The organism is Brevundimonas sp. (assembly GCF_041648615.1).
GTDB lineage: Bacteria > Pseudomonadota > Alphaproteobacteria > Caulobacterales > Caulobacteraceae > Brevundimonas.
Genome location: NZ_JBAZOS010000008.1, coordinates 43,278 through 70,117, shown reverse-complemented (window position 1 = coordinate 70,117; position 26,840 = coordinate 43,278). Strand labels below are relative to the sequence as shown.

The following is a 26,840-nucleotide window of genomic DNA, read 5'->3' as shown; positions in this document are numbered from 1 at the left end:
AGGCCTTGCGGCCCTCTTTCACAAACCGGACGACTTCAGGGCGGGCTGTTGTGCAACCTTCGCACTCGCAGCACGATTGAACCGCGGAATGAAAGGGCCTAAAGGCTCGCCGCTCTTTTGATGGGAACCGCGTTGTGCGGGGTCCCGGAGGAACTCTATGGCCGGGGCCTCTCCCCAAGGTGAAGACGGCGCCGGCGCCGCCGCCTCGAACTCTCCCACACCCTCCGACAAGTCCGTCGCCCCGGCCCATCCGCATCCCGCGGCGGCCGGCGAGGGCGGCCACGTCAAGGCCGGCAAATGGGGCCTGGTCATCGGCGCCATCGGCGTCGTCTTCGGCGACATCGGCACCAGCCCGCTCTACGCCCTGCGCGAGGCCATCGGCCACGCCCAGCGTGGCGTCGGCGGCGATCTGGCCGTGATCGGCGTGGTCTCGCTGGCCTTCTGGGCGCTGATGATCGTGGTGACGTTCAAATACGTCATGTTCCTCATGCGGGCCGACAACAAGGGCGAGGGCGGCACCCTGGCCCTGATGGCCCTGGCCACCCACGCGGTCGGCCGGCGCAGCGCCTTCATCTTCATCCTCGGCATCTGCGGCGCGGCGCTGTTCTATGGCGACGGCATCATCACCCCGGCCATTTCGGTCCTGTCGGCGATCGAGGGCGTCAAGGACGCCCCCGGCGTCGGCGGCAAGCTGGATCCCTTCATCGTGCCCATCTCGGCGGGCATACTGATCACCCTGTTCCTGGTCCAGGCGCGCGGCACGGCGGGTCTGGCGCGGTTCTTCGGCCCGATCACCGCCGTCTGGTTCCTCAGCCTGGGCGTGCTGGGCCTGATCCACATCTTCGACGACGTCTCGATCCTGCGCGCCCTGTCGCCGCACTATGGCGTGATGCTGCTGTTCAAGGACGGCTTCCTCGGCTTCATCATCCTGGGCAGCGTCTTCCTCGCCGTGACCGGGGCCGAGGCGCTCTACGCCGACATGGGCCATTTCGGCAAGGCGCCGATCCGCATCGGCTGGGTCGGCTTCGTCCTGCCCTGTCTGACCCTGAACTATCTGGGTCAGGGCGCCCTGATCCTGTCCCATCCCGGCGCCGCCGAGAATCCGTTCTGGAGCATGGTGCCGACCGCCATCTACTGGCCGATGCTGGCCCTCGCCACCGCCGCCACCGTGATCGCCAGCCAGGCCGTCATCACCGGCGCCTTCTCGGTGACCCAGCAGGCCGTCCAGCTGGGCCTGCTGCCCCGCATCGAGATCAAGAACACCTCCGAGACCCAGGCCGGCCAGATCTTCGTGCCGGCGGTCAACAATCTGCTGATGATCGGCGTGCTGGTTCTGCTGTTCGTATTCCAGAGCTCCCACAACCTGACCGCCGCCTATGGCGTGGCGGTGACCGGGGTGATGCTGATCAACACCCTGATGGCCTGGTTCGTCATCCGGCATAAGTGGAACTGGCCGGTCTGGGCCGTGCTGGGCTCGCTGATCCCGTTCGGTTTCATCGACACCGTCTTCCTGACCTCCAACCTGCTGAAGATTCCGGACGGGGCCTGGATGCCGCTGGTGCTGGGCGCGGCCCTGGTGCTGCTGATGTGGACCTGGGTGCGCGGCACCCAGATCCTGTCGGAAAAGACCCGCAAGGACAGCCTGCCGCTGACCGACCTGATCGAGATGCTGCGGGCCCGCCCGCCGCACCGCGCGCCCGGCACGGCCATCTTCCTGACCTCCGACCCCGACGTCGCCCCGGTCGCCCTGATGCACAATCTCAAGCACAACAAGGTGCTGCACGAGAAGAACGTCATCCTGACCGTGCGCACCACCGACCGGCCGCGCGTGCCCGACAGCGAACGCGTCACGATCGAGCCGATCTCGGACGACTTCAAGAAGCTGACCATCAGCTACGGCTTCATGGAGCAGCCCAATGTGCCGAAAGCGCTGGGCGTGTGCCGCAAACAGGGTCTGAAGTTCGACATCATGTCGACCAGCTTCTTCCTCGGCCGCCGCTCCGTCATCGCCTCCGCCACCCAGGGCATGCCGCTGTGGCAGGACCGGCTGTTCATCTTCCTGACCCGCAACGCCGCCAACCCGACCGACTTCTTCCACATCCCGCCGGGACGCGTGGTCGAGCTCGGCGCCCAGGTGGCGGTGTGAGCCGCCCGCCGGAACAGGGGCGCAGCTCCGCCGCCCGCGGCCGCCGCATGGCCGACAAGGCGCGCGCCGGAACCCGTGCGCCGCGCCCGGCCCGGGTCGAGGTCGTCGATGACAGCCCCGACATCGGCGTCGAGGCGCGGATCGCCGCCGGCGTGCTGCTGAACGCCGCCCTCGAAGGCCGGGGCGGGCTCGACGCGGCCCTGTCGTTCCGCGAGGTCTCCAGCCTCCCCGGCCCGGACCGGGCCTTCGCCCGCGCCGTGGCCATGGCGGCCCTGCGCCGCCTGGGCGAGATCGACCAGATCCTGGACCGCAAGCTGCAGAAGGGCCCGCCCCTGGCCGTGCGCACCATCCTGCGCGTGGCCCTGGCCCAGATGCTGATCCTCGAGACGCCGGCCTTCGCGGCGGTGTCGACGGCGGTCAAACTGGCCGAGCGCGAACCCAAGACGCGCCCCTACAAGAATCTGGTCAACGCCGTCCTGCGCGGCATCGACCGCGAGGGTCCCGGCCTGACCACGGCCGAGAGCAACCTGCCCGAATGGCTGGCCGCCCGCTGGCGCGCCTCCTATGGCGAGTCGACCCTGATCGGCCTGGCCCTGGCCGCGCGCGAGGAGCCGGCGACGGACCTCAGCGTCAAGCCCGGGGTCGATCCCGCCGCCGTGGCCGAAGCCGTCGAGGGCGAGGTCCTGCCGGGCGGGACCGTCCGCACCGGCATCCGGGGCGACATCTCGGCCTGGCCGGGCTTCGACGACGGCGTCTGGTGGGTCCAGGACGCGGCCGCGGCCGTTCCCGGACGCCTGCTGGCCCCGAAGGCGGGCGAGACGGTCATCGACCTGTGCGCGGCCCCGGGCGGCAAGACGCTGCAGCTGGCGGCCTCGGGCGCGACGGTGGTGGCGCTGGACCGCTCGGCGGTGCGCCTCAAGCGGCTGGAAGAGAATCTGGCCCGCACGGGCCTGACCGCCGAGGTCGTGGCCACGCCCGCCGAGGACTGGGACGACGCCCGCACCTTCGACGCCGTCCTGCTCGACGCCCCCTGCACCGCCACCGGCACCTTCCGCCGCAACCCCGAAGTCCTGCGCGCCACCAAGCCCGCCGACGTCGCCAAGCTGGCCGACGTCCAGCACCGCCTGCTCGACGCCGCCGCCGAACGGGTCAAGCCGGGCGGACGGCTGGTGTATTGCGTCTGCTCGCTGGAGCGCGAGGAGGGCGAGACCCAGATCATCGCCTTCCTGCGCCGCAACCCGGCCTTCAAAACGACGCCCGCCGTCCCCGCCGACATCGGCGCGCCTGACGAAGCCCTGACCCCCGAGGGCTGGCTGCGCATCCTGCCCTCCATGTGGGCTGAAAAGGGCGGCCTCGACGGCTTCTTCATCGCCCGGCTCGACCGGGTGGGCTGAGAGTGGGCGTCCGGGTGCGCTGACGCCCGGACAGCGGACGCAGGGAATGTCCGCTGAGGGTGGCTAGCGGACGTCAGCCCGGGTGCGGGTTCTATGAAGCTGTGAGCACCACGCGAGACGCTGAGATCGCGCGCGTATAGATAGCAACGTTCCCTCGGGTGTGATACTTGGAGAGGTAACGTCCGGACTGGAAAACGCTCATGCTCACCACCCTCATGGTCGCCGCCGCTCTTGTCTTGCCCCAGACGCCCGCGCCCCGGGCGCCTGTTGACCCCGACCCCTATATTCGTCTCGAAGATGTCGTCGTCGACGCCCGGCGGCTGGAAGACGCCGCTGAAGAGTTCGTCAACGAGGTGGCGGCTCCGGTCCGCAGGCGCGGCATGGCCCGGTGGCACAGGGGCGTCTGCGTCGGCGTGGCCAATCTCCAGCCCGAGATCGCCCAGTACCTGGTCGACCGCGTCTCGGACGTAGCCCGCGAGCTGGGTCTGACCGCCGGCCAACCGTCCTGCGCTCCAACCATCCTTATCATCGCCACCACTGACGCCGACGCCTTCGCCGAAGACTTTGTCGCCATGAGGCCCGTGCTGTTCCGTCCGGGCGGAAGCGGAATGGACCGCGGTGGCGCTGCCTTGGACCGGTTCATGAACTCCGGACAGGTCGTCCGCTGGTGGAATGTCAGTCAGCCGACGGATTCGGATACCGGCCAGTCCGTCGTGCGGATGCCGGGCCAGTGCAACTTGTCATGCAGCCCGATGAGCGGCAACTCCAGTTCGGTGTTCGAGTTCGCTCCGAACACGCCGGTGAGAAGCGTTTCGCGCCTGTCTGCGCAATATCGGCAGGACCTGAAGCGTACCTTTGTGATTGTGGATGTCGACAGACTGGGCGACGTGACGCTGGCCCAACTGAGCGATTACATCGCCATGGTCGCTCTGGCCCAGATTGATCCTGACGCAGATACCCGCCGCTTCGACACCATCCTCAATCTGTTCGACGATCCGACTGCCGTGGCCGGTTTAAGCGGTTGGGACACAGCCTATCTGGAGGGCCTGTACGGGGCGACGTGGGCCCGCATCAGCCAGAACAGTCAGGTGCACGCGATTTCGGACAACATCGCGCGGGAGTATCGGGGCGCTCAAGAGGCTGATCCGGTCGAGGGCGAGGACTAGATGGAAAGTCGCGTCACCAAGGGGTTGGTATCCGTTGCCCGTCCTGTCCCGCGAATGTCCGCGATGGGTCGCAAGCGGACCGCAATCTGAGGCTGAAAAGCGGAACTTCGGAGACACGCCTATTCGACAGACGATCCACCAACCGTGAGCGCCTCACGCATCGTCTTCAAGCGACGCTGCATCACCCACGCGCCTATCATCCAGTAGACCATCAGCAGAAACGTCCCCACGACCTTGTGGATCGCGACCTTCGACGTTCCATCCTCGGATGCCACCAGAGCCGCCGAAGCGAGCCACAGGGACGTGAAATAGCTGGCGATGAGCGCGAGCATGCCGAAGCCGAACATGCCGTTAAGAGCTTCCCCAGATACCTCTACGATGTTGCTTCCCAAACCAAAAATCGGAAGGCAGACGACGCCGACCTCGGCGATGTAGAATACCCAGTCACGGCTCGGGCCAACCGCGCCGATCCTGGCGAGCGCTGACCTCGACCCCCGGTAGATGCCGTGCGCCCATCCGAGGGGAAGCAGGAGCACCCAGACGGACATCAACGCTATCGCGACCATCGCACCAATGTCCGCGTTCATGGTGAAGAGCGGCGCGACGAATGCGACGACCGTGAGCACGAGGAACCAGATCGGATGGATGAAGGCGAGCTTTGTCGGAAAAGTCATGCTGCCATAATCTGCGAGACGGCTGATGTCCGCAACGGGTCGTCAGCGGACACGGCCTCCGGGGCCAGACGCGGACGTTCGTCGCCTGTGACTTCGATGCGTATTGAACCGGCCCCACGGTGGAGGCTCGCTCCCCCTCAGGTGCGTCACACGGCGCCAGGCCGCCGGCGGACATGAAGACTCTCGCCCCCTCCGACCCGCGACTCCCGTCCCCGAAACCCGCCACTCCCGCCCCTTCGCCTCAAGACGGAACGACGGCCTTCCCACCCCTGCGTCCGTTTCTGACGCACGGCCGTGGATACTGACCAGAGGCCCGCCGGGCCTGGTCTTTGACAGTGCTGAACCCTCCGCCGCCGCCGTCCAGGCGCCGGCTTTCGCAAAACGCCCGCGACCTCCGGCCCGGGCGCCCGGCCTTCACAATTTTTCGGGACCGACCCGCTACTCTGGAGACATCTCCGGCTCGTCCAGCACCATGTAGGCGACGGGCGTCCGCACCGAAAACCCGAGGGTCTCGTAAAAGGCGATGGTGTCCGCGTGCCCGGCCCGGGCGTGCAGGAAGGCCGTGTCGCCGCGGTCGAGGATGCGCCGGGTCACGGCCCGCATCAGCACGCCGGCGTAGCCCTCGCCGCGGTGGTCCGGATGGGTGCAGACGCCGCTGACCTCGCTGAAACCGTCGAGCGTCAGACGCTCGCCCGCCATGGCGATCAGCCGCCCTTCGCGTCGAACGCCGATGAAGGGACCCAGACGGTGGGTCTGCGAGAAAAAGGGACCCGGCCGGGTCAGGGTGGCGAGCGCCAGCATCTCCGGGCCGTCGGCGTCGGTCAGGGGCTCGAAGGCGATGTCGCGGCCGCCGGAGGCCACCCTCTCCGCCGTCATCTGCAGGCAGTCGATCCGATCGACCTCGACCAGACCGCGCGGCACGACCGGGTTGGCCTCGAACAGGGCGAGCGGACCGGTCGCGCGGGCGAGCGCGACCCAGTCGGCGTCGTCGGCGCCGCCGCCGGCGGCCGCGAACAGGGCGAAGGCCGGATCGAAGCGACGCACCTCGCCCCGGACCAGGGCTCGGGGCGCCTGCCGGGTGGTCAGGGCGTTCCAGACGGCGCGGTCCAGCGGATGGGGCGGGCTCATCGGCCCTGTCTACCGCAAGCGCTACGGGGCGCCAGAGGGGCCGAAGCGCGGCGTCCGAAATCCGCCGTCAGGCGCGCCAGAAGCCGACGATCTTCTTGACCTCGTCCACCACCGGATCGGCGATGGCGGCGGCGCGTTCGGCGCCGTCCTTGAGGACGCGGTCGATCTCGCCCGTGTCCGCCATCAGCCGGCGCATCTCGGCGGTCACCGGCGCCATGGAGGCGACGGCCAGATCGGCCAGCTTCGGCTTGAAGGCGCCGAAGCCCTGGCCGGCGAACTCGGCCAGCACGGCCTCACGGCTCATGTCGGCCAGGGCCGCATAGAGGGTGACGAGGTTCTTCGCCTCGGCGCGGCCCTCGAGGCCTTCCAGCGTCTCGGGCAGCGGGTCCGGGTCGGTGCGGGCCTTGCGGATCTTGGCCGTGATGGCGTCGGCGTCGTCGGTCAGATTGATGCGCGACTGGTCCGACGGATCGGACTTGGACATCTTGGCCGCCCCGTCGCGCAGGCTCATGACCCGCGGCGCCGGCCCCTGGGTCAGGGGCTCGGGCAGGGGGAAGAAGCCCGGCGCGTTGAAGTCGGTGTTGAACTTCTGGGCGATGTCGCGGGTCAGCTCCAGATGCTGTTTCTGGTCCTCGCCGGTCGGCACCTCGGTGGCCTTGTACAGCAGGATGTCGGCGGCCTGCAGCACCGGATAGGTGTAGAGGCCGACCGAGGCCCGCTCCTTGTGCTTGCCGGTCTTCTCCTTGAACTGGGTCATGCGGTCCAGCCAGCCGAGGCGGGCGACGCAGTTCAGGATCCAGGCCAGCTCCGAATGGGCGCGCACAGCCGACTGCGGCCAGATGATCGAGCGCGCCGGGTCGAGGCCGGACGCCAGGTAGGCGGCGGCGATCTCGCGCGTCTGGGCGGTCAGCAGGGCCGGGTCCTGCCAGACGGTGATGGCGTGCAGATCGGCCACGAACAGGAAGCAGGGCGCGCCCGTGTCCTGCAGCTGGGTGAAGCGTTTCAACGCCCCCAGATAGTTGCCCAGATGCAGGGCGCCGGAGGCCTGGATGCCGCTGAGAACGCGGCGAGGGCCCTGATAGGCCGGAACGGCGGGGGAGGCGTCGGTCATGTCGAGGCGCAATGCCCGACCGCCGCCCAAGGAGCAAGCCGTTACTTGCCGGTTCGCCGCAGCAGGCCCTTCACCTCGGCCGGCGTGATCGCCCGGGTGGCGAAGGCCAGACCGATGTAGGCTAGTCCGCCGGCGGCGGTGACCAGCAGCAGGGCGGCCTCCTTGGCGCCCACGCCGACGCCGACGGCGCCGAGGATATCGGCCACCGGCGCCTCGATCCGGGACCGGCTGGCGGCCGCCAGACCGACGATCAGCGCCAGACCGGCGGCGGACAGGCCGATCCGCGCCAGGCGCGCCAGAGCCAGCGGACTCGGCCGGTAGAGCCCGCGCCGCCAGAGCGTAACGGCCAGCAGGATCACATTGGTCCAGGCGGCGGCGGAAACCGCCGCCGCGATGCCGGCTATGCCCCAACCGAGGTTGAACAGGCCGATGGCCAAGGCCGCGTTCACCGCCACGGAGACCAGGGCGAACATCATCGGCGTGCGCGTGTCCCGCCGGGCGAAGAAGGCGGGCGCCAGGATGCGGATCAGGACGAAGGCCGGCACGCCCCAGCCGAACTGGAACAGGGCGCGCGCCGTATTGACGGCGTCGATCTGCAGGAAGGCGCCCCGCGTGAACAGGGCGTCGATCAGGAAATAGGGCATGGCCATCAGGGCCGCGGCGGCCGGCAGGGTCAGGGCCATGGACAGGGTCAGGGCCTCATCCATCGAGGCCTGCTGCTGGCCGTGATCCTGCGACGCCACCGCGCGGGACAGGCGCGGCAGAAGGGCGATGCCGATGGCGACGCCGACCAGGCCCAGCGGCAGCTGGTACAGACGGTCGGCCGTCGCCAGCCAGGTCCGGCCGCCGGCCACGAAGCTGGACAGGTTGCCCGAGATGAAGACGTTGATCTGGGTCGCCGAATTGCCGATGGCGGCGGGAATGGCGGTGATGATGATGGCCTTCACCGCCGGCGTCAGCCGCGGCAGGGCCAGGCGGATGTCGGCCCCCGCCCGGCGCGCCGCCCACCAGCACAGGCCGGCCTGCGATATGCCCGCCACGAGCACGGCCCAGGACGCTGCATAGGCCGCGCCGATCTGACCGCCTTGCGCCGGGATCACGGCGACCAGCATGATGAGGTTGAGCAGGATGGGGTAGGCGCCCGAGACGATGAACCTGCCCCGGGCGTTCAGCACGCCGCTGAGCAGGGCCGCGACGGCCATGCAGGGCAGGTAGGGCATGGTGATCTGGGTCAGGACGACCGCCAGCTTGAAACGCGCAGGATCGTCGAGGAAACCGACGTTGATCACGGCCATCAGCCACGGCATGGCCAGCTGGGCGACGATGGTCAGCGCCAAGGTGGCGAACGCCACCGCCGCCAGCGCATCCGTGGCGATCTTGTCGGCGACGGCCTCGCCCTCGGTTTCGAGCGTCTTGGCGTAGGCCGGCACGAAGGCGGCGGCGAAGGCCCCCTCGGCGAAGATGCGGCGGAACAGATTGGGGAAGTTCAGCGCCGTATTGTAGGCGTCCGCCGCCGGGCCGACCGAGGCGCCCAGCGCCGCCGAAATGAGGATGTCGCGCGCGAACCCGGCGAAGCGGCTGACCAGGGTCAGGCCGCTGAAAATCGCCGACGACCGCATCATCCCGCCGCCCTTGCGCGAAGTGATGGCCGAGGCGGGGGGCTGAATCATCGGATCGGTCGTCGCCGTGGCCGAAGGCACGGGCGGCGCGGCCTCGATCGGCTCGGCTTCGGGGTCGATCTTTCTGGCCATGTCAGCGCCTTAGCGTGGTTCCGGCGCGCGCGATACCGGCTCCTGCGTCGATCGGCGGCGGCCGACCTCGGAGACGTCGCGCAGGCTGGCCCGGACGGGAGCCGAGACTCGGTGATCGCCGCGCTCGGTGAAGTCGAGGACGGCTTCCAGATCGGCGCGAAGGGCATCCAGCTGTGGGCCCGGCTTCGGCTTCTGGCCCGCCGCGTCGGTGACGTAAAAGCTGTCGACCGCGCGTTCGCCGAAGCCGGCGATATGGGCCGAACGGATCGACAGCCGGTGAATGGCGAAGGCGCGGGCCAGATCGGCCAGCAGACCGGGGCGGTCCGCGCCCGAGACCTCGACCACCGCGGCCGAGGGGCTCTCGTCCAGATCAATCATGGCGGTCGGCCGGACGTCGAAGGCGGCGCGGCGAGGGTTATGCGGCGCGGTGGGGGCCGGCGCTGTCGGGACGCCGCCGCGCGCGGCGGTTTCCAGTCCCTCGATCAGCCGGGTCAGGCGGCGCGGCTCGGACTGACCATAGGGAGCGCCGCCGCCGTCCTGAAGCTCGAACACGTCCAGGGCCGTGCCGTCGCGGGCGGTGGCCACGCGGGCGCCGACGACATCCGCCCCGGCGGCGGCGAGGGCGTCGGCCAGATCGACGAACAGGCCTGGCCGGTCGCGGGCCGCGACGGCGACGCGGGTGGCGGCCCGCTCATCGTCCTCGCTCCCGCCGACGGTCACGGCTTCCGCGGCCGCACCATCAGCCCGGGCCCGGGCGACCAGATCGGGATAGTCGTCCAGCGGGTCGGCATGGGTCATGTCCTCGCCCCGGAACACGCCCTCGGTGCGCTGGTAGAGGTCGCGGATGAGGTTGCCCTTCCAGGCGTTCCAGACGCCCGGGCCGACGGCGCGGATGTCGGCCACGGTCAGGATCAGCAGGGTCCGCAGCCGTTCGGGGTCGCCGACCAGCCTTGTGAAGGCGCGGACCGTCGCCGGGTCGGAGACGTCGCGCTTCTGGGCGTAGTCGCTGAGGGCCAGGTGATTGCGGACCAGCCAGACCACGAATTCCGTGCGGCGCGGATCGAGACCCAGCCGGTCGCAGGCTCGGCGCGCGGCGATGGCCCCGTCTTCCAGCTGGCCCCGGTCGCCGCCCTTGCCGACGTCATGCAGCAGCATGGCCAGCATCAGGGCCTCGAAGTCGTCGATGCGGTGGACGATCTCGGTCGAGGCCGGATGGTCGGCCTTCAGCTTGCCGCGCCAGATGTCATTGATGATGCCGATGGCCTGCAGCGTGTGCTCGTCGACCGTATAGGCGTGGTACATGTTGAACTGGGTCTGGCCGACGATCCGTCCCCATTCGGGCAGGAACCGGCCCAGCAGACCCGTCTCGTTCATCAGCGTCAGGACGCGGTAGGGGCGCTGGCCGTGGGCCAGGATGTCGAGGAAGGCGCGGGTCGCCTCGGGGTCGCGGCGCAGGGACGGCGTGACCAGCGACAGCGAGCGGCTGACGGCCGAGAAGGCGTCGGGATGCAGGTCGAGGTCATGCTCGTCGGCGCAGCGAAACAGCATCAGGAGTTTCTCGGGGGCCGCGGCGAAAATCCCGGGACCCGTGACGGACAGGCGACCGGCGTCCTCAATGAAGCCCTCGACGCCCAGCTTGCGTTTGCGGCCCGGGATCAGGCGCGACAGGCTCATGGTCGGCTTTTGCTGACGCGCCTCCAGCTTGGCCGACATGGCGCGGGTCAGGGCGCCGACGTCGCGGGCGACGAGGAAATACCGGCGCATGAAACGCTCGACCGCCGGCTCGTCGCCGCGACCGCGCCACCCCATGCGCCGCGCGACCTCGGGCTGGAAGTCGAAGGTCAGTTTTTCCTCTGCGCGGCCCGCGGTCAGGTGCAGGTGCGCCCGGGTGCGCCACAGGAAATCGAAGGCCTCCTCGAAGGTTCGTCGTTCGCGCGCTGTCAGCAGATCGTCGAGGACACGGGCGCCCAACGGGCTTTCCGGGGCCAGCGAGCGGGCGATCCAGAACAGGGTGTTGAGGTCGCGCAGGCCGCCCTTGCCGTCCTTGACGTTCGGCTCCACGCGATAGCGGACGGCGCCGGCCTTCTGGTGACGGAGGTCTCGTTCTTCCAGCTTGGCGGCGATGAAGGGGCGCGGGTCGGCCCTGATCACCACGGCCCGGAAACGAACGATGAAGTCCTCTGCCAGCCGGTCGTCTCCGGCCAGCGGCCGGGCCTCGAGCAGGGTGGTGCGGATGACCATGTCGGACTTCGCGAGCGCCAGGCATTCATCGATCGAGCGCGCCGCCTGGCCGACCTTCAGGCCCAGGTCCCACAGGACGTAGAGCATGAACTCGATCACCTGCTCGGTGCGCGGGATCGATTTCCACGGGCGCAGGAACAGCAGGTCGAGATCCGAGAAGGGCGCCAGCACGCCCCGGCCGTAACCACCCACCGCGATCAGGCTGAGCCGCTCGGCCTCGGTCGGGTTGTGGGCGGGATAGAGGGTCTCGGTCGTGAACCGCCACAAGGCGGTCAGCAGGTCGTCGGCGGCGCTCGAATAGAGCCGGGCCACCTCGACCCCCTCGCCGCCGGCGTCGAGGCGGCGGGCGGCGCGGGCGCGGGCGGCGTCATAATTTTCGCGCAGGATGGCGGCGACCGCCTTGCGCACATCGGGGGCGGACGCGGCCTCGATCAGCCGGTCGTCGAGGGCGGGGGTCACCGGCGACCCAGACCCTTCAGCCGGTACAGGACCTCCAGCGCCTCGCGCGGCGACAGCTCGTCGGGCTCGATGGCCTGGAGCGCGTCCTCGACGGCGGATGAAAGGGGCGGGCGGGCCGGCTCGGCGATGGCGAACAGGGGCAGGTCATCCAGACTGATGGCCGCGTTCTTCTCGCCTTCCAGCCGGTCCAGCACTTCGCGGGCGCGGGTCACGACGGCGGCTGGAACCCCGGCCAGTCTGGCCACCTGGACGCCGTAGCTGCGATCGGCGGCGCCGGGCGCGGCCTCGTGCAGGAACACGAGGTCGCCGTTCCATTCCCTGGCGACCATCGACAGGTTGCAGACGTGGGCCAGACGCGTCTCAAGGCCCGCCAGCTCGTGATAGTGGGTGGCGAACAGGGTGCGGGCGCGGTTGCGGTCATGCAGGGCCTCGGCGACGGCCCAGGCGATGGCGAGGCCGTCATAGGTGGCGGTGCCGCGGCCGATCTCGTCCAGCACCACGAAGCTGCGGTCCGTGGCCTGGGTCAGGATGGCGGCGGTCTCGACCATCTCGGTCATGAAGGTGGAGCGGCCGCGGGCCAGATCGTCGCCGGCGCCGACGCGGCTGAACAGACGGTCGACCACGCCCAGCCGCATGGCGCGGGCGGGCACGAAGGCCCCGGCCTGGGCCAGCACGACCAGAAGCGCGTTCTGGCGCAGGAAGGTCGACTTGCCGGCCATGTTCGGCCCGGTGACGATCGACAGGCGGGCGCAGCCGGCCCCCGATCCGTCGAGCTTGCAGTTGTTCGGCGTATACGGGTCGCCCTGCGCCTTGACCGCCGCCTCGACCACAGGATGGCGGCCGGCGGTGACCTCGAAACAGGTCGTATCGTCGACGGCGGGTCGGACGGCGCCCACTTCTTCAGCCCATTCGGCCAGCGCCGCGTGGGCGTCCAGTTCGGCGAGGGCTTCGGCCACGGCTTGCAGCGGCTGGGCCAGCGACTGCACGGCCGTGCGCCAGCCCTCGAAGGTCTCGCCCTCGATGGCGAGGGCGCGGTGACCGGCCTGGCTGATCTTCGCGTCCAGCTCGGACAGTTCGACGGTGGTGAAGCGGACCTGGTTGGCGAGGGTCTGGCGGTGGATGAAGGGGCTCTCGCCCGAGGGACGCAGCAGCGGTTCGGCGGCCTTGGCGCTGGTCTCGAGGAAATAGCCGAGGACGGCGTTGTGGCGGATCTTGAACGGCACGCCGGCTTCGGCCACGGCGCGGGCCTCAAGATCGGCGACGACGCGACGGCTGTCGTCGCGCAGGCGGCGGGCCTCTTCCAGCTCGGGGCGGTAGCCGGCCGAGACGAAGCCGCCGTCGCGGGCCAGGTGCGGGGGCTCGGCGACCAGACCCTCGGCGAGATCGATCAGCAGGCGGCCGAGCTCCGGCGACAGGGCCAGTCGGTCCAGGGCGGCGACGATGCGCGCGGGCGGGCCGGTCAGCGGATCGCGGGCGGGCGGGAACAGGCCGGCGATGCCTTCGGCGATCGACAGGCCGGTGCGGATGGCGGCGAGGTCGCGCGGACCGCCGCGGCCCAGCACGAGGCGCGAGGTGGCGCGGGCCACGTCGGACGAGGCCCGCAGGCCGTCGCGCAGGTCGCGCCGCAGGTCGCGACGCTCCAGCAGCCATTCGACGGCGTCGAGTCCATGGTTGATGGCTGTGGTGTCGCGCAGCGGACGGGCGATCCGCTCGGCCAGGGCCCGCGCACCGCCCGAGGTGACGGTGCGATCGATACAGGCCAGCAGCGAGCCGTCGCGTTCGCCGCGCTGGGTGCGGTCGATCTCGAGGCTGAGCCGGGTCGCGGGGTCGATGGCGAGGAAACCGCTGTCGCCCGAACGGCGCGGCGGGGCCAGGGCGGGGATCTTTCCGGCCTGGGTCGTCTCCAGATAGGCGGCGATCAGCCCGAGGGCCGAGACCTCGGCCTCCTCGAAGGCGCCGAAGCCGTCCAGCGAGGCGACGCCGTACATCCGCTCGACCCGGGCGCGAGCGCCGACCGGCTCGGCCAGCGCCTGGGGCAGGGCCTGGACCACGCCGCCCGAGCCGTCGAGCGCGGCCTTCGTCGCCTCGTCGGAGAACAGGCGATCGGGCACGAGGACCTCGGACGGCCTGAACGAGGCGAGGGTGGCGCCGAGGTCTTCCAGCGAACAGGCGACGGCGTCGACCGAGCCGGCCGACAGCTCCACCACGGCGACGGCGGCGCGTCCCTTGCGGATCGAGACGGCGGCCAGACGGTTGGCTCCGCGTGCGTCCAGCAGACTGTCCTCGGTCAGGGTGCCGGGGGTGACGACGCGGACGATGTCGCGGTGGACCACGGCCTTGGAGCCGCGTTTGCGGGCCTCGGCCGGGGCTTCCAGCTGTTCGCAGATGGCGGCCTTGAACCCTTGGCGGATCAGGCGGGCCAGATAGCCGTCGAGCGCATGGACCGGCACCCCGGCCATGGGGATGTCCTGACCCTGATGCTTGCCGCGTTTGGTCAGGGTGATGCCGAGGGCCGCGGAGGCGATCTCGGCGTCCTTGAAGAACAGCTCGTAGAAATCGCCCATGCGGAAAAACACGATGGCGTCGGGCTGACTGGCCTTGGCCGCCAGGAACTGGGCCATGACCGGCGTCGTCCCCTCGCTGGACGGGACCGCGTCGGCTTTCGGAGGGTGGACGAGGGGGGCGTTCATGGGAGCGCCGCAAGGTGAAGGATTGCGCGCCGCGCCTCAAGCGTCTTGCGCAAGCTCTGCCGCACTGCGACAAGCCCGGCAGGCGGTTAAGGGAACGCGGTGTGATGCCGCGGCTGTGCCCGCAACTGTAGGCGGCGAGGCCGTCGTTCGATCCGGAAGCTTGCTTCCGGCGCCACTGGGCAACCGGGAAGGCGAGAGCGGCGGCTGTTGACCCGCAAGCCAGGAGACCTGGCCGCCGACGTCGCTCGTCCGCTGTCCGGGACCAGACAGAGGCGTGGGGCCAACCCTTCCGCTCGCGCGGAAGCTGTTCCGTCGAAGCGACCCGACCCAAGCGCCGCGCCCCTTCCGGGGCCGGGTCGGTCGCTTTCACACGCCGCCGCGCAGCGCCAGCGCGGGGCCGACGGAGATCCGCACATGACGCGATCCATCCTCTACGCCACGGCCGCGGCCGTGCTGTTTCCCCTGTCCGCTTACGCCCAGTCCCCGGATCCTGACGCCCTGTCCGAGGTGGTGGTCACCGCCACCCGCCTGCCGGCCATCGTCGCCGATACGCCGGGGGCGCGGGTGATCGACCGATCGACCATCGAGCAGCGCGGGGCGGTGTTCGCGGCCGACATCCTGCATGACGTGCCGGGCCTGTCGGTGGTGCGCTCCGGCGCCTTCGGCGGCGTGGCCCAGGTGCGGATGCGCGGCGCGACGCCGGGCAAGACGCTGGTTCTCGTCGACGGCGTGCCCGTCAACGACCCGGCCGAGGTCAATGGCGCCTTTGACTTCTCGGGCCTGGAGCTGTCGGACATCGAACGCATCGAGGTGCTGTCGGGCCCGCAGTCGTCGCTGTGGGGCTCGGACGCCATCGGCGGGGTCATCGCCTTCACGACGCGGGATCTGGACGGCCTCGGCGCCGATCTGGAGGCCGGTTCGTTCGGGACGGTTCGCGGCCGGCTGGCGGCGGGGGTGTCGAGCGAACAGTACGGCTTCGGCGCCTGGGTTTCGCATTTCGACACCGACGGCGTCTCCGCCGCCGACGCGGCGGACGGCAATCCCGAGGCGGACGGTTTCACCTCGACCACCATCGGGGCCAGGGGGCGCTACGCCTTCACGCCCGGCGTGGCCGTGGACGGCTCGGCGCGGTGGACCGACAGCGAGGTCGATCTGGACGGCTATCCCGCGCCGGCCTACGCCCTCGCGGACACCCTGGACGCGCAGGCCAGCGAGCAGTGGTCCGGGTTCGGGCGGCTGCGACTGAGCGCGCTGGGCCTGGCGCATCAGTTCAGCGTCTCGGCGTCAGACATCACCCGTGAAGTCGTGTCGTCCTTCCCTTCGGTGTTCGAGGCCGACAGGCAGGTCTTCCGCTGGCAGGCGGACGGATCGGCGGCGGGCGTCGCCTTCGTCATCGGAACCGAGCGCGAGGACACGGAGGGGAGCCTGTCCAGTGGGCTGACCGAGGCGCTGGGGACGAGTTCGGCCTTCGCCACGGCGCGGATCGATGCGACCGACCGGCTGAGCCTGACCGGGGCCTTGCGGTTCGACGATACGGACGACTTCGGTTCGAAGACGACGGGCCGGGTGTCAGGCGCCTTCGAGGCGGGCGCGGGCTTCATCCTGTCGGCGGCCTATGGGACCGGGTTCAAGGCGCCGTCGATCAGCCAGGCGGTGTGCGACTTCTGTTTCTCGTCACAGCCCTTCCCGGTCCTGCGGCCCGAGACGGCCGAGGGCTATGAGGGGGCGATCGGCTGGGGATCGGCGGACGGCCGCGTCGCGGGGCGGCTGACCTTCTATCGGCTCAACGTCGAGGATCAGATCACCTATGTGTTCGACCCGGTCACCTTCGACAGCGCCTACGTCAATGTGGCCGAGACGGCGACCGACGGAATCGAGCTGGAAGGCCGGGGCAGGCTGGGCGGCGGCTTCGACCTGACCATCGCATACGCCTGGACGGATGCACGGGACGAGACGACCGGCGCCCGGCTGCTGCGCGTGCCGGAGCGATCGGGATCGGCCACCCTGGGCTGGACCGGCGAGCGGCTTTCGGGCGCCCTGACGGTGCGGGGCGAGAGCGATCAGGACGACTCCGGCGGAGTCCGGAAGGCCTTCATCACGGCCCATCTGAACGGGTCGTATGCGCTGACCGACAAGGTCACGCTGACGGCGCGGATCGAGAATCTGGCTGACGAACGATACCAGCAGGTGCTGGGCTACGGCGAGCCGGGACGGTCCGGCTATGTCGGGGTCAGGCTGCGCTACTGATCCGGCGGGGACCGGCGGCGGCGGAAGCCGTCGCCGGCTCCAGCTGCATCGAGGCCCAGTCGAGGGCCGGGGTCGGAGCGTGGGCGGCGGCGACGACGGCGCGCAATTCGGCGGCCGAGGCGACGCTGGCGACCACGGCGGACACTTCGGGCAGGCCCAGCGCATAGGCGAGGGTCGCCTGCATCGGATCGACCCGCGCCTCGGCCAGGCGGCGTCGAATGCGCGACAGGGTCGGGGCGTGGCGATGCATCTCGACCGGCAGGGCCTCGCTGTTCATGAACAGCAGGCCGTCGGCGAAGATCGAGGAGGCGTGGACGGTCACGTCCAGCGAGGCCAGTTCGGAGAGGACGCCGGCGTGCTGGGCGCGCTGGTCCAGCAGGTTGCATTTCAGCTGGACGATGTCGGGCTGGAAGCGGCGGGCGAGCAGGGCCGGGCCGTCCTCGACCGAGGCGCAGAAGCCGATGCGGCGGTACAGGCCGCGGTCCTTCAGGGCCAGAAGCTTGTCCCACAGGGCGCGGCCCTCGGTTCCGGCCAGATCGCCGGCGCTGGAGATCAGCAGGGCGTCGCCGCGCGGCAGGCCGAGCCGCTCCAGCGAGCGGCGGGCGCGGGCCTCGACCCGGTCGACGCCGTCGCTGACCGGCACGGTGCGGACCGAGACCTGGAAGGGCGAGGGGAAGGGCCAGGACTGGCCCAGCCAGCGTTCGCCGTCGCCGTCAGGGCGGGTGGCGACGCGGGTGACGCCGGAATCGGCGGCGGTCTGGAGCAGGAAGCGCAGCGATTCCTCACGCGCGCCGGCCGGCGCGGGAATGGCGCGCTCAGGCGCGTGCACGACGGCCAGAGCGAGTTTATCGACCGGAATCGGGGCGCGGTTCGGGATCACAACGGGACTGTGACGGCGAATGTTTAAGGCGCCCCTTCCAAGACCTTGCCCGAACCTTACCTTTCGAACGCCGGTTTCAATCCACAGGCTGGGACAAGGCCGCCAGAACGCCCTTGCCGTAACGGTCCAGCTTGGTCTGGCCGACGCCCGAGATATGGCCGAGCGTCTCGAGATTTCCGGGCTCGGCGAGGGCGATTTCCAGCAGGGTCTTGTCCTGGAAAATCACATAGGGCGGGACGCGCTGTTCGGCGGCGCGGTCGCGGCGCCAGGCCCGCAGGGTCTCGAAGCGGGCGCGGACGTCGGCGTCCATGGTTTCGAGCGCGGCGTTGCGGCCGGTGCGGACGCGCTCCTTCGCGCCGACGACGCGGGCGGGGGTCAGGCGAACCTCGACGGTTCGTTCGCCGCGATAGACGGCGCGCACGGCCTCGGGGTCGCCGATGCGGACCAGGGGTTTGCCGTCGTTGGGATCCTCGACCAGCAGGCCCTCGAACATCAGATGGTCGACCACGTCCCGCCAGGTGTGCAGGGCGACGTCGGCGCCGATGCCCCAGGTCGAGAGGGCGGTCTCCCACGGCTGGACCTCCTTCGTCTTGCCGAGGAGGTGGTCGATGATGCGGGTCTTGCCGAAACGCTCGCCGAGGCGCTGGACGGCGGCCAGGGCCTTCTGGGCCGGGACGGTGGCGTCGAAGACGGCGGGCGGGTCGAGGCAGATGTCGCACACGCCGCAGGGCCGGGCCTCGGCCTCGCCGAAATAGCGGCGCACCGTCTGCGGGCGGCAGGTCGCCCCGTCCAGCATGGCGAACAACTGGCGCGCCTTGCGCACCTGCACCGCCTTGACCTCCTCGGCCATGGGGCGGCCCTCGAGCCGCTTCAGGGTCCAGGCGATGTCGGAAGGGCCGTACAGGGTCAGCCCCTCGGCGGGCTCGCCGTCGCGTCCGGCGCGGCCGATCTCCTGCCAGTAGGCTTCAAGCGACCCGGGCGGATCAGCGTGGATGACGAAGCGGACGTCGGCCTTGTCGACCCCCATGCCGAAGGCGATGGTCGCGACCATGACGGCGCCGTCCTCGGCGAGAAAGCGCTCAAGCCGGCGGTCGCGGTCGCGGGCGTCCATGCCGGCGTGATAGGCGATGGCGTTGGTTCCGGCGGCCTTGAGGGCGTCGGCCACGCGCTCGCAGCCGTCGCGCGAGCCGCAATAGACCACGCCGGACTTGCCGCGCCGCTGACGCACCAGATCGATGACGGCGGCGTCGGTCTTCGCCCGCGAGGCGTTCTCCTTGCGCACGGCCGAGAGCTGCAGATTGGGGCGGGCGAAGCTGTCGACGAGGACCCGGGCGCCCTCCAGCCGCAGCGAGCGGACGATGTCGTCGCGGGTGCGGGCGTCGGCGGTGGCCGTCACCGCGATGCGGGGCACGCCCGGGAACAGCTCGGAGAGACGGCCGAGGGTGCGGTAGTCGGGACGGAAGTCATGACCCCACTGGCTGACGCAGTGGGCCTCGTCGATGGCGATGAGGCTGAGCGGCAGGTCGTGCAGCCGGTCGATCAGGTGCGGCTGGGCCAGTCCCTCGGGTGAGACATAAAGCAGGTCGAGCTCGCCGGCCCGGGCCTGACGCCAGATGGCGGAGCGGTCGTCCATGGAGACGCCGGAATCGAGCCGGGCGGCGGCGACGCCCTGCTGCTTCAGCGCCTCGACCTGGTCGGTCATCAGGGCGATCAGGGGCGAGACCACGAGGCCGAGGCCGGGGCGCAGCATGGCCGGGATCTGGTAGCAGACCGACTTGCCGCCGCCGGTCGGCAGGACGGCCAGGACGTCGCGGCCGGCGAGAATCTCGGTGACGACGTCGGCCTGGAGCCCGCGGAAGTCGCCATGACCCCAGACCCGCTCGAGCGTCGCGCGGGCGTCGGCGAGCGACGGCGAGGGAATTGACGTTAAGGTTGAATCCGCGAGCATTACGCGCTTGTGCCTCATTTGTTCTCATTTGTCATCGGCGAAGTCGGCGCGCGGAAGCCCCGCCTGTGGAGCAGGCGGTGAACGGGAGGCTTGGCGGAGCGTCCGGGCCATCGCCCGGATGAAGATGGAGTCGTCCGGCTGGCGGGGAATTGCCAGCATTGGATCACGATCCTTCTCCCGCAAGGAGAGAAGGGGAAGTGGGCGGGCGCGGTTTCCCGCCGCGCCGCATTCCCGCTATAGGCCCCGCCATGACCACCCTTCTGTATGGCCGCCCGCCGGCGGTGTTTGATCCCCCCGGCGAGGCGACGCAGGTTTCGCCGCTGATCCCCGGCTCCACGCCGCTCGAGGATGTCGCCGAAGGCTCGGCCGACGCCGTCATGATCTACGCCCCGCCCGGGGTGCTGGAACGGCGCCATGCGCTGGCCCTCGCGCTGAAGGCCTTGAAGCCGGGCGGGCGGCTGGACGTCATGGCGGCCAAGGACAAGGGCGGGTCGCGGCTGAAGAAGGAGCTGGAAGGCTTCGGCGTCGAGGTCGGGGAGAGCGCCAAGGCGCACCACCGCCGCTGCGTCGTCATCCGGCCGGAGACCCTGACCGGGATCGACGAAGCCATCGCCGCCGGGGCGCCCCGGCTGGTCGAGGGGCTGGACGCCTGGTCGCAGCCGGGCATTTTCGCCTGGGACCGGATCGACGCGGGGTCGCTGCTGCTGGCGCAGACCGCGCCGGGGCTGAAGGGGGCGGGGGCCGATCTCGGCTGCGGCTACGGCGCCCTGGCCACGGTGGTCCTGGGGTCGCCGGCGGTGACCTCGCTGCGGCTGATCGATCTGGACCGCCGGGCCATCGCGGCGGCGCGGAAGAATGTGACCGACCCCCGCGCGACCTTCGAATGGGCTGACGCGCGGACGATCGAAACGGCCGGCGATCTGGACTTCATCGTCACCAATCCGCCGTTCCACGACGGCGGCGCCGAGGACAAGCGGCTGGGGCAGGCCTTTATCCGCCAGGCGGCGGGCATGCTCGGCAAGGGCGGAGTGCTGTGGCTCGTCGCCAACCGTCACCTGCCCTATGAGGCGGAACTGAACGCGGCCTTCAAACGCGTGCGAATGGCCGCCGACGTCGGCGGCTACAAGGTGTTCGAGGCGGTGAAGTGAAGACGCCGACCGCCCGCGTGGACAAGCTGCTGGGCTCCATGGGCTACGGTTCCCGGACCGAGATGGCGCGGCTGGGCAAGGCGGGCGGTATCGTGCTGGACGGGGTCGATCTGACCGACGTGTCGAAGCGGATCGCGGTGACCCCGGATCTGCCGGCGCGGATGGAGATCGACGGCGAGCCGCTGGATCCCGTCCCGGGTCTGGTGATGATGCTGCACAAGCCGCTGGGCATGACCTGTTCGCGCAAGGAGGACGGGGCCCTGGTCTATGACATCCTGCCCCCGCGCTGGCGGCGGCGCGATCCGGCCATCTCGACCATCGGCCGGCTGGACAAGCAGACGACGGGCCTGCTGCTGCTGACCGACGACGGCGATCTGCTGCACCGGGTGATTTCGCCCAAGCGGCATGTGGCCAAGGTCTATCGCGCGACCCTGGCGCGGCCGCTGGACGGGAGCGAGGGGGACGTCTTCGCCGCCGGGGGGCTGGTGCTGGAGGGTGAGGACAAGCCGCTGTCGCCGGCCGTGCTGGAGGTTCTGTCGCCGACGGAGGCGCGGCTGACGGTGACCGAGGGGCGCTATCACATGGTGCGGCGGATGTTCGCGGCGGTGGGCAATCACGTCGACGGCCTGCACCGCGAACGGGTCGGCGGACTGGCCCTGCCGGACGATCTGGCGCCGGGGGACTGGCGGCTGCTGGATCAGGGCCAGATCGATCTGATTTTCCAGTGACGGAACCTCGCACGCGCGCCTGACTTATCGCTCCGCTTGCAGCGGAGATGACATGACGGGGGCGACGATCAAGCGAAACCTGCGCACCGGGCGATCGCTCTGGGCCGACAGTCCGGGGCTGGGCGTGCCGGTGCGGCCCCTGAAAGAGGCGATCTCGGTCGATGTCGCCATCGTCGGGGCCGGGATCAGCGGGGCCTTCATGGCGCATGAGCTGAGCCGGGATCACACGGTGGCGGTGCTGGACCGGCGGCCGCCGCTGACGGGTTCGACCGTGGCCTCGACCGCCCTGCTGCAATGGGAGATCGACCTGCCGCTGACGGCCCTGGCCGACCGGATCGGCATGGCGAAGGCGAAGCGGGCGTATCTGCGCTCGCGCTCGGCCGTCGACGCCCTGAAGCGGACCGTGGGCCGGGAAACAATCGTCTGCGGGCTGAAGGACAAGGATACGCTGTACCTCGCCGGCGACGAATACGGCCATCGCGCGCTGGAAACCGAGGCGGAGGCGCGGGCGGCGCTGGGGCTGGAAAGCCGGTACATCGGTCCGACCGAATTGAGCGACCGGTTCGGCATCGAGCGGACGGGCGCCATCGTCAGCCAGGGCTCGGCCAGCGCCGATCCGGCGCGGCTGGCGGCGGGGCTGTTGCGGCGGGCCCAGAAGGCCGGGGCGAAAGTCTATTCCCGCGTCGAGGTGATGGAGGCCGCCAGCGATCCGGACGGCGTGACCCTGCTGACCGACGCCGGGCATGCGGTGCGGGCCAGGTCGGTGGTGTTCTGCTGCGGCTATGAGTTCCCCCGCGGCGTGCCGACGCCGGGGGCGAAGGTGATCTCGACCTGGGCCATGGCCTCGAAGCCGCGCCAGCGCTGCCCGGCTTGGCTGCGCGAGACCCTGGTGTGGGAGGCGTCGGATCCGTATCTGTATTTCCGCATGGGCGGCGATGGACGGCTGATCGTCGGCGGCGAGGACGAGCCGACGCCGGACGCCCATGCCGATCCGGCGAAGCTGAAGCGGAAATGCGAGACCATCGTGAAAAAACTCCACGCCCTGCTGCCCGGGCTGGCGTTCGAGGTCGACTACAGCTGGGCCGGGGCGTTCGGCGAGAGCGCCACGGGCCTGCCGTCGATCGCCCCCGTGCCGGACATGGATCACGCCTGGGCGGTGATGGGGTTCGGCGGCAACGGCATCACCTATTCGGTCATCGCCTCCCAGGTGGTTTCGGCGGCGCTGCGCGGCGGCGCGGACCCGGACGCGGACCTCTATGCAATATGATTGACGATGGCCATCAAGATAGACATCTTCATCCTATGAGCCACTATTCCGTCGCGGAAGCCAAGAACAACCTGCCGAAACTCCTCGACCGCATGCTGGCCGGCGAGGAGGTCGTCATTACGCGGCGCGGCAAGCCGATCGCGCGACTGGCGCCGGAGACGAAGCGGGAGGTCGGCTTTGTCCTCGATCTCGCCTGGCTGGATGCGAACCGGGTCACGCCGGCCAAGGGGCCGATCAAGGGCTCCATCGTCGAGGAAATGCGGCGCGGCTACCGCTATTGACCGTTTATCTGGACACGAGTGTCGTCGTTCCTCTGTTTCTGGACGATGATCACGCGCCCCGGGTGCGCGCATGGGCGGTAAGTGACCGGAGCATCGTCCTCAGCGCATGGACGGTGACCGAATTCTCATCCGCCCTGTCCATGCAGGTACGCCTGAAGAATGTCACAGAAGCCGAACGCAAGGCTCTTGAGAGAGCGTTCGACCGCTGGAGCCGAAAAGGCCAGATGCTCGAATTCGAGGCCGACATGTTCAACAACGCGCGCGTCCTTCTTCAGAGGCATTCCCGTTTGAGGGCGCCTGATGCGCTGCATCTCGCGATTGCGCTGCGGAATGGCGTTGAGTTGGCGACGCTCGACATCGTGCTCAGGGACGCCGCCGTCGCCGAGGGCATGAAGGTGATCGACCTGTGACCCACGCCAAGATCTGTGGCCTGACCACGCCGGAAACCCTCGACGCCGCCCTCGCCGGCGGCGCGGCCTTCGTCGGGGCGGTGGTGTTCCCGAAGAGCCCGCGCCACATCGAACCGCTGCACGCGGCGACCCTGTTCGAGCGGGCGCGGGGAAAAGCGAAGATCGTGGCGGTGACGGTAGACGCCGACGACGCCCTGCTGACCGAAATCGCCCTGATCCTGAAGCCGGACCTGATCCAGCTGCACGGTCATGAGACGCGCGAGCGGGCCGGGCGGGTCCGGATGCTGGCGGGGGCGGGGATCATCAAGGTGCTGCCGATCCGGACGCATGAGGATTTCGCCGAGGCCGACGACTGGGAGCCGTTCGCCGATCATCTGATGTTCGATGCGAAACCGCCCGAGGGCTCGGTCCTGCCGGGCGGGGTCGGGGCCCGGTTCGACTGGGCGCTGCTGGCCGACCGGGCCTTCCGCCATCCCTGGTTCTTGGCCGGGGGGCTGACCCCGGACAATGTGGCGCAGGCGATCCGGCTGTCAGGGGCGCCTTTGGTGGATGTGTCCTCTGGCGTGGAAAGCGCGCCGGGTGTTAAGGACCCGGCCCTGATCACGGCGTTCCTCGATACGGTGCGGGCCGCCTGATTTCCGCCGCTCCCCCGCGCGAGACAAGCCTGTGAACGCCATCCTGCCGAACCATTACGCCATGCCTGACGCCGAGGGCCGGTTCGGTCCCTATGGCGGGCGGTTCGTGGCCGAGACGCTGATGCCGCTGGTTCTGGAGCTGGGCGCGGCCTATGAGGCGGCGAAGGCGGACCCGACCTTCCAGGCCGAGCTGGACGGCTTCCTGACCGACTATGTCGGCCGGCCCAGCCCGCTGTATCTGGCCGAGCGGCTGACGGAGCACTACGGGGCCGCCGACATCTGGTTCAAGCGCGACGAGCTGAATCACACGGGCGCGCACAAGATCAACAACTGCATGGGCCAGATCCTGCTGGCCATGCGGATGGGCAAGACCCGGATCATCGCCGAGACCGGCGCCGGCCAGCATGGGGTTGCGACGGCGACGGTGTGCGCCCGCTTCGGCCTGAAATGCATCGTCTACATGGGCGCGACCGACGTCGAGCGGCAGTCGCCCAACGTCTTCCGCATGAAGCTGCTGGGGGCCGAGGTCGTGCCGGTGACGGCGGGCCGGGCGACGCTCAAGGACGCCATGAACGAGGCGATGCGCGACTGGGTGACCAATGTCGAGGACACCTATTATCTGATCGGCACGGCGGCGGGGCCGCATCCCTATCCGGCGATGGTGCGCGACTTCCAGTCGGTGATCGGCAAGGAGACGCGGGCGGCGATGCTGGCGCGGCGGGGCAAGCTGCCTGACGCCTGCGTGGCGGCCATCGGCGGCGGGTCCAACGCCATCGGTCTGTTCCACCCCTTCATCGAGGACGCCGGCGTGCGGCTGATCGGGGTCGAGGCGGCCGGGCGCGGGCTGGACGGCCCGGATCACGCCGCCAGCCTGCAGGGCGGTCGGCCGGGCGTGCTGCACGGCAACCGCACCTATCTGCTGCAGGACGACGACGGCCAGATTCTGGAAGGCCATTCGATCTCGGCCGGGCTGGACTATCCCGGCATCGGCCCCGAACACGCCTGGCTGAAGGACATCGGCCGCGCCGAATATCGCGCCGCCACCGACGCCGAGGCGCTGGAGGCCTTCCAGCTGTGCTCGAAGCTGGAGGGGATCATCCCCGCTCTGGAGCCCAGCCACGCGCTCGCCCGGATCGGCGAGATCGCGAAGGAGGTGGGCAAGGGCGGCGATGTCGTGCTGAATATGTGCGGACGGGGCGACAAGGACATTTTCGCTGTGGCGAAACACCTGGGCGTGGAGTTGTAGACCATGAAGATCGTGATGCTGGCCGCCGCGGCGGTCCTTCTGAGCGGGCCCGCCCGGGCGCAGGAGCCGGCGGCCCCCGCGCCCGCCATCCCCGGGGCGGAGGGTCTGGTGCTGCCGGGCGCGACCCTGGCGGCCGATTGCGGCAATCTGTACGGGCTGGCCGGCCGGGCCTTCTGCGTCAGCGCGCCGCTGGCGGGGATCAGCGCCCTGGCCGACGCCTATATCGCCGAGCTGCAGACCAAGGGCTGGATTGCGGCCGGGGGCGACGAGAATCGCGTGGTGTTCGTGCGCCGCCGCGACGCCGGCGGGTGCGACGGCCTGCAGATGCAGGCCTTCTACGACACCTCCCGGCCGGCCAGCCCGGGGTCGCTCGGCTATCTCGGCTTCGGCCCGATTCCGGGCGACGTCTGCGCCGCCCGGCCGGCCGCTCCGGCGGCGGCGGTTCCGCCGGCGCAATGACCACCCCGCGTATCGACGCCCGCTTCGCCGCCCTGAAAGCCGAGGGCCGGGCCGGGTTCGTGGCCTATGTCATGGCCGGGGACCCCACGCGCGAGGAGGCGCTGGAGATCCTGCGCGGCCTGCCGGCGGCGGGGGCCGACCTGATCGAGCTGGGCTTTCCCTTTTCGGATCCGATGGCCGAGGGGCCGCCGATCCAGCGCGCGGCCCTGCGCGGGCTGAAGGCCGGGCTGACGCTGAAGGGGACGCTGGCGCTGGCGGCGGATTTCCGGGCGGGCGACGCCGACACGCCGGTGATCCTGATGGGCTATCTCAATCCGATCGAGACCTATGGCTATGCCGCCTTCGCGCGCGACGCGGCGGCCAGCGGGGTGGACGGGCTGATCGTCGTCGACTGCCCGCCCGAAGAGGCCGGGCCGCTGTCGGACGCCCTGGACGCGGCGCGGGTGTCGCTGATCCGGCTGGCCACGCCGACCTCGGACGACGCGCGGCTGAAGCTCATCGCCGAGCGGACCTCGGGCTTCGTCTACTATGTCTCGGTCGCGGGCGTGACCGGGGTCAAGGAGGCCCAGGCCCTGTCGGTGGCGCCGGCGGTGGAGCGGGTGCGCAAGGCCTCGGGCCTGCCCGTGGCGGTCGGCTTCGGGGTGAAGACGCCGGAGCGGGCCGCCGAGATCGCCCGCGTGGCCGATGCGGTGGTCGCCGGCTCGGTGCTGGTGGACGAGGTGGCCGCCGCGCTCGAGGCGAACGAATCCGCGACGACGCGGGTTCTGGCCAGGGTGCGGTCCCTCGCCGACGCGGTCCGGGGTGCGCGCGTCAAGGAAAGCGTCTAAAGCG

At 70.2% G+C, this 26,840-nt stretch carries 21 protein-coding genes and 1 riboswitch; of the genes, 13 read left to right on the top strand and 8 right to left on the bottom strand.

The window, feature by feature from the left end:
- The first annotated feature begins 157 nt into the window (after positions 1–157).
- From WC555_RS05440 to WC555_RS05430, 3 genes are all read left to right on the top strand, one after another.
- Positions 158–2,146 carry a potassium transporter Kup gene (locus WC555_RS05440; RefSeq protein WP_373251876.1) on the top strand — a complete coding sequence of 663 codons (1,989 nt, stop codon included), beginning with the start codon at positions 158–160 and terminating at the stop codon, positions 2,144–2,146.
- A 47-nt stretch (positions 2,147–2,193) separates the two neighbouring features.
- Positions 2,194–3,540 (top strand): RsmB/NOP family class I SAM-dependent RNA methyltransferase, encoded by a 1,347-nt coding sequence (locus WC555_RS05435; RefSeq protein WP_373251923.1) that lies wholly within the window; start codon positions 2,194–2,196, stop codon positions 3,538–3,540.
- Positions 3,541–3,740: 200 nt separating this feature from the next.
- On the top strand, positions 3,741–4,706 hold the full coding sequence (locus WC555_RS05430; RefSeq protein WP_373251874.1) for a hypothetical protein: 966 nt from the start codon (positions 3,741–3,743) through the stop codon (positions 4,704–4,706).
- A 119-nt stretch (positions 4,707–4,825) separates the two neighbouring features.
- On the opposite strand, the gene WC555_RS05425 is transcribed toward WC555_RS05430, so the two are convergent.
- From WC555_RS05425 to mutS, 6 genes are all read right to left on the bottom strand, one after another.
- The gene (locus WC555_RS05425; RefSeq protein WP_373251871.1) at positions 4,826–5,380 is read right to left on the bottom strand and encodes a hypothetical protein; all 555 of its coding nucleotides are present in this window, start codon (positions 5,378–5,380) and stop codon (positions 4,826–4,828) included.
- Positions 5,381–5,818: 438 nt separating this feature from the next.
- Positions 5,819–6,508 carry a GNAT family N-acetyltransferase gene (locus WC555_RS05420; RefSeq protein WP_373251868.1) on the bottom strand — a complete coding sequence of 230 codons (690 nt, stop codon included), beginning with the start codon at positions 6,506–6,508 and terminating at the stop codon, positions 5,819–5,821.
- 67 nt (positions 6,509–6,575) lie between these two features.
- Positions 6,576–7,619 (bottom strand): tryptophan--tRNA ligase, encoded by a 1,044-nt coding sequence (gene trpS / locus WC555_RS05415; protein ID WP_373251867.1) that lies wholly within the window; start codon positions 7,617–7,619, stop codon positions 6,576–6,578.
- Positions 7,620–7,660: 41 nt separating this feature from the next.
- Positions 7,661–9,370 carry a murein biosynthesis integral membrane protein MurJ gene (gene murJ / locus WC555_RS05410; protein ID WP_373251866.1) on the bottom strand — a complete coding sequence of 570 codons (1,710 nt, stop codon included), beginning with the start codon at positions 9,368–9,370 and terminating at the stop codon, positions 7,661–7,663.
- A 9-nt stretch (positions 9,371–9,379) separates the two neighbouring features.
- Positions 9,380–12,070 (bottom strand): [protein-PII] uridylyltransferase, encoded by a 2,691-nt coding sequence (gene glnD / locus WC555_RS05405; protein WP_373251865.1) that lies wholly within the window; start codon positions 12,068–12,070, stop codon positions 9,380–9,382.
- The gene (mutS, locus tag WC555_RS05400; RefSeq protein WP_373251862.1) at positions 12,067–14,760 is read right to left on the bottom strand and encodes a DNA mismatch repair protein MutS; all 2,694 of its coding nucleotides are present in this window, start codon (positions 14,758–14,760) and stop codon (positions 12,067–12,069) included. Before mutS ends, glnD begins: the two co-directional genes overlap by 4 nt.
- An 88-nt stretch (positions 14,761–14,848) precedes the next feature.
- Positions 14,849–14,990: riboswitch (cobalamin riboswitch) on the top strand.
- Positions 14,991–15,174: 184 nt separating this feature from the next.
- Between mutS and WC555_RS05395 the strand changes: the two genes are divergently transcribed.
- Positions 15,175–17,007 (top strand): TonB-dependent receptor plug domain-containing protein, encoded by a 1,833-nt coding sequence (locus WC555_RS05395; protein WP_373251861.1) that lies wholly within the window; start codon positions 15,175–15,177, stop codon positions 17,005–17,007.
- Here WC555_RS05395 and WC555_RS05390 read toward each other — a convergent pair.
- The gene (locus WC555_RS05390) at positions 16,991–17,887 is read right to left on the bottom strand and encodes an aldo/keto reductase (protein ID WP_373251860.1); all 897 of its coding nucleotides are present in this window, start codon (positions 17,885–17,887) and stop codon (positions 16,991–16,993) included. The genes WC555_RS05395 and WC555_RS05390 overlap by 17 nt on opposite strands.
- Before the next feature lie 76 nt (positions 17,888–17,963).
- Complete coding sequence (recQ, locus tag WC555_RS05385; RefSeq protein ID WP_373251857.1) at positions 17,964–19,835, bottom strand: DNA helicase RecQ; 1,872 nt, start codon at positions 19,833–19,835, stop codon at positions 17,964–17,966.
- Positions 19,836–20,083: 248 nt separating this feature from the next.
- Here recQ and WC555_RS05380 point away from each other — a divergent pair, with 248 nt between their 5' ends.
- The 9 genes from WC555_RS05380 to trpA all read left to right on the top strand — a co-directional run bounded on the left by WC555_RS05380 (position 20,084) and on the right by trpA (position 26,836).
- Positions 20,084–20,983 (top strand): class I SAM-dependent methyltransferase, encoded by a 900-nt coding sequence (locus WC555_RS05380; RefSeq protein ID WP_373251854.1) that lies wholly within the window; start codon positions 20,084–20,086, stop codon positions 20,981–20,983.
- Positions 20,984–21,021: 38 nt separating this feature from the next.
- On the top strand, positions 21,022–21,711 hold the full coding sequence (locus WC555_RS05375; protein WP_373251921.1) for a pseudouridine synthase: 690 nt from the start codon (positions 21,022–21,024) through the stop codon (positions 21,709–21,711).
- Positions 21,712–21,763: 52 nt separating this feature from the next.
- Entirely contained in the window at positions 21,764–22,978 is a 1,215-nt protein-coding gene (locus tag WC555_RS05370; RefSeq protein WP_373251851.1) for an NAD(P)/FAD-dependent oxidoreductase, read from the top strand.
- A 35-nt stretch (positions 22,979–23,013) separates the two neighbouring features.
- On the top strand, positions 23,014–23,259 hold the full coding sequence (locus tag WC555_RS05365) for a type II toxin-antitoxin system Phd/YefM family antitoxin (protein WP_373251849.1): 246 nt from the start codon (positions 23,014–23,016) through the stop codon (positions 23,257–23,259).
- Positions 23,256–23,669, top strand: a complete 414-nt coding sequence (locus tag WC555_RS05360) for a type II toxin-antitoxin system VapC family toxin (RefSeq protein ID WP_373251847.1) — start codon at positions 23,256–23,258, stop codon at positions 23,667–23,669. The genes WC555_RS05365 and WC555_RS05360 overlap by 4 nt, the downstream gene beginning before the upstream one ends.
- Positions 23,666–24,304: a phosphoribosylanthranilate isomerase gene (locus WC555_RS05355; RefSeq protein ID WP_373251844.1), complete on the top strand. Its 639-nt coding sequence runs from the start codon at positions 23,666–23,668 to the stop codon at positions 24,302–24,304. The genes WC555_RS05360 and WC555_RS05355 overlap by 4 nt, the downstream gene beginning before the upstream one ends.
- 61 nt (positions 24,305–24,365) lie before the next feature.
- Positions 24,366–25,550, top strand: coding sequence for a tryptophan synthase subunit beta (gene trpB / locus WC555_RS05350; protein ID WP_373251919.1), 1,185 nt, complete (start codon positions 24,366–24,368; stop codon positions 25,548–25,550).
- Between the two features lie 3 nt (positions 25,551–25,553).
- Positions 25,554–26,009, top strand: coding sequence for a hypothetical protein (locus WC555_RS05345; protein ID WP_373251842.1), 456 nt, complete (start codon positions 25,554–25,556; stop codon positions 26,007–26,009).
- On the top strand, positions 26,006–26,836 hold the full coding sequence (trpA, locus tag WC555_RS05340; RefSeq protein ID WP_373251840.1) for a tryptophan synthase subunit alpha: 831 nt from the start codon (positions 26,006–26,008) through the stop codon (positions 26,834–26,836). The genes WC555_RS05345 and trpA overlap by 4 nt, the downstream gene beginning before the upstream one ends.
- Positions 26,837–26,840: the final 4 nt, after the last annotated feature.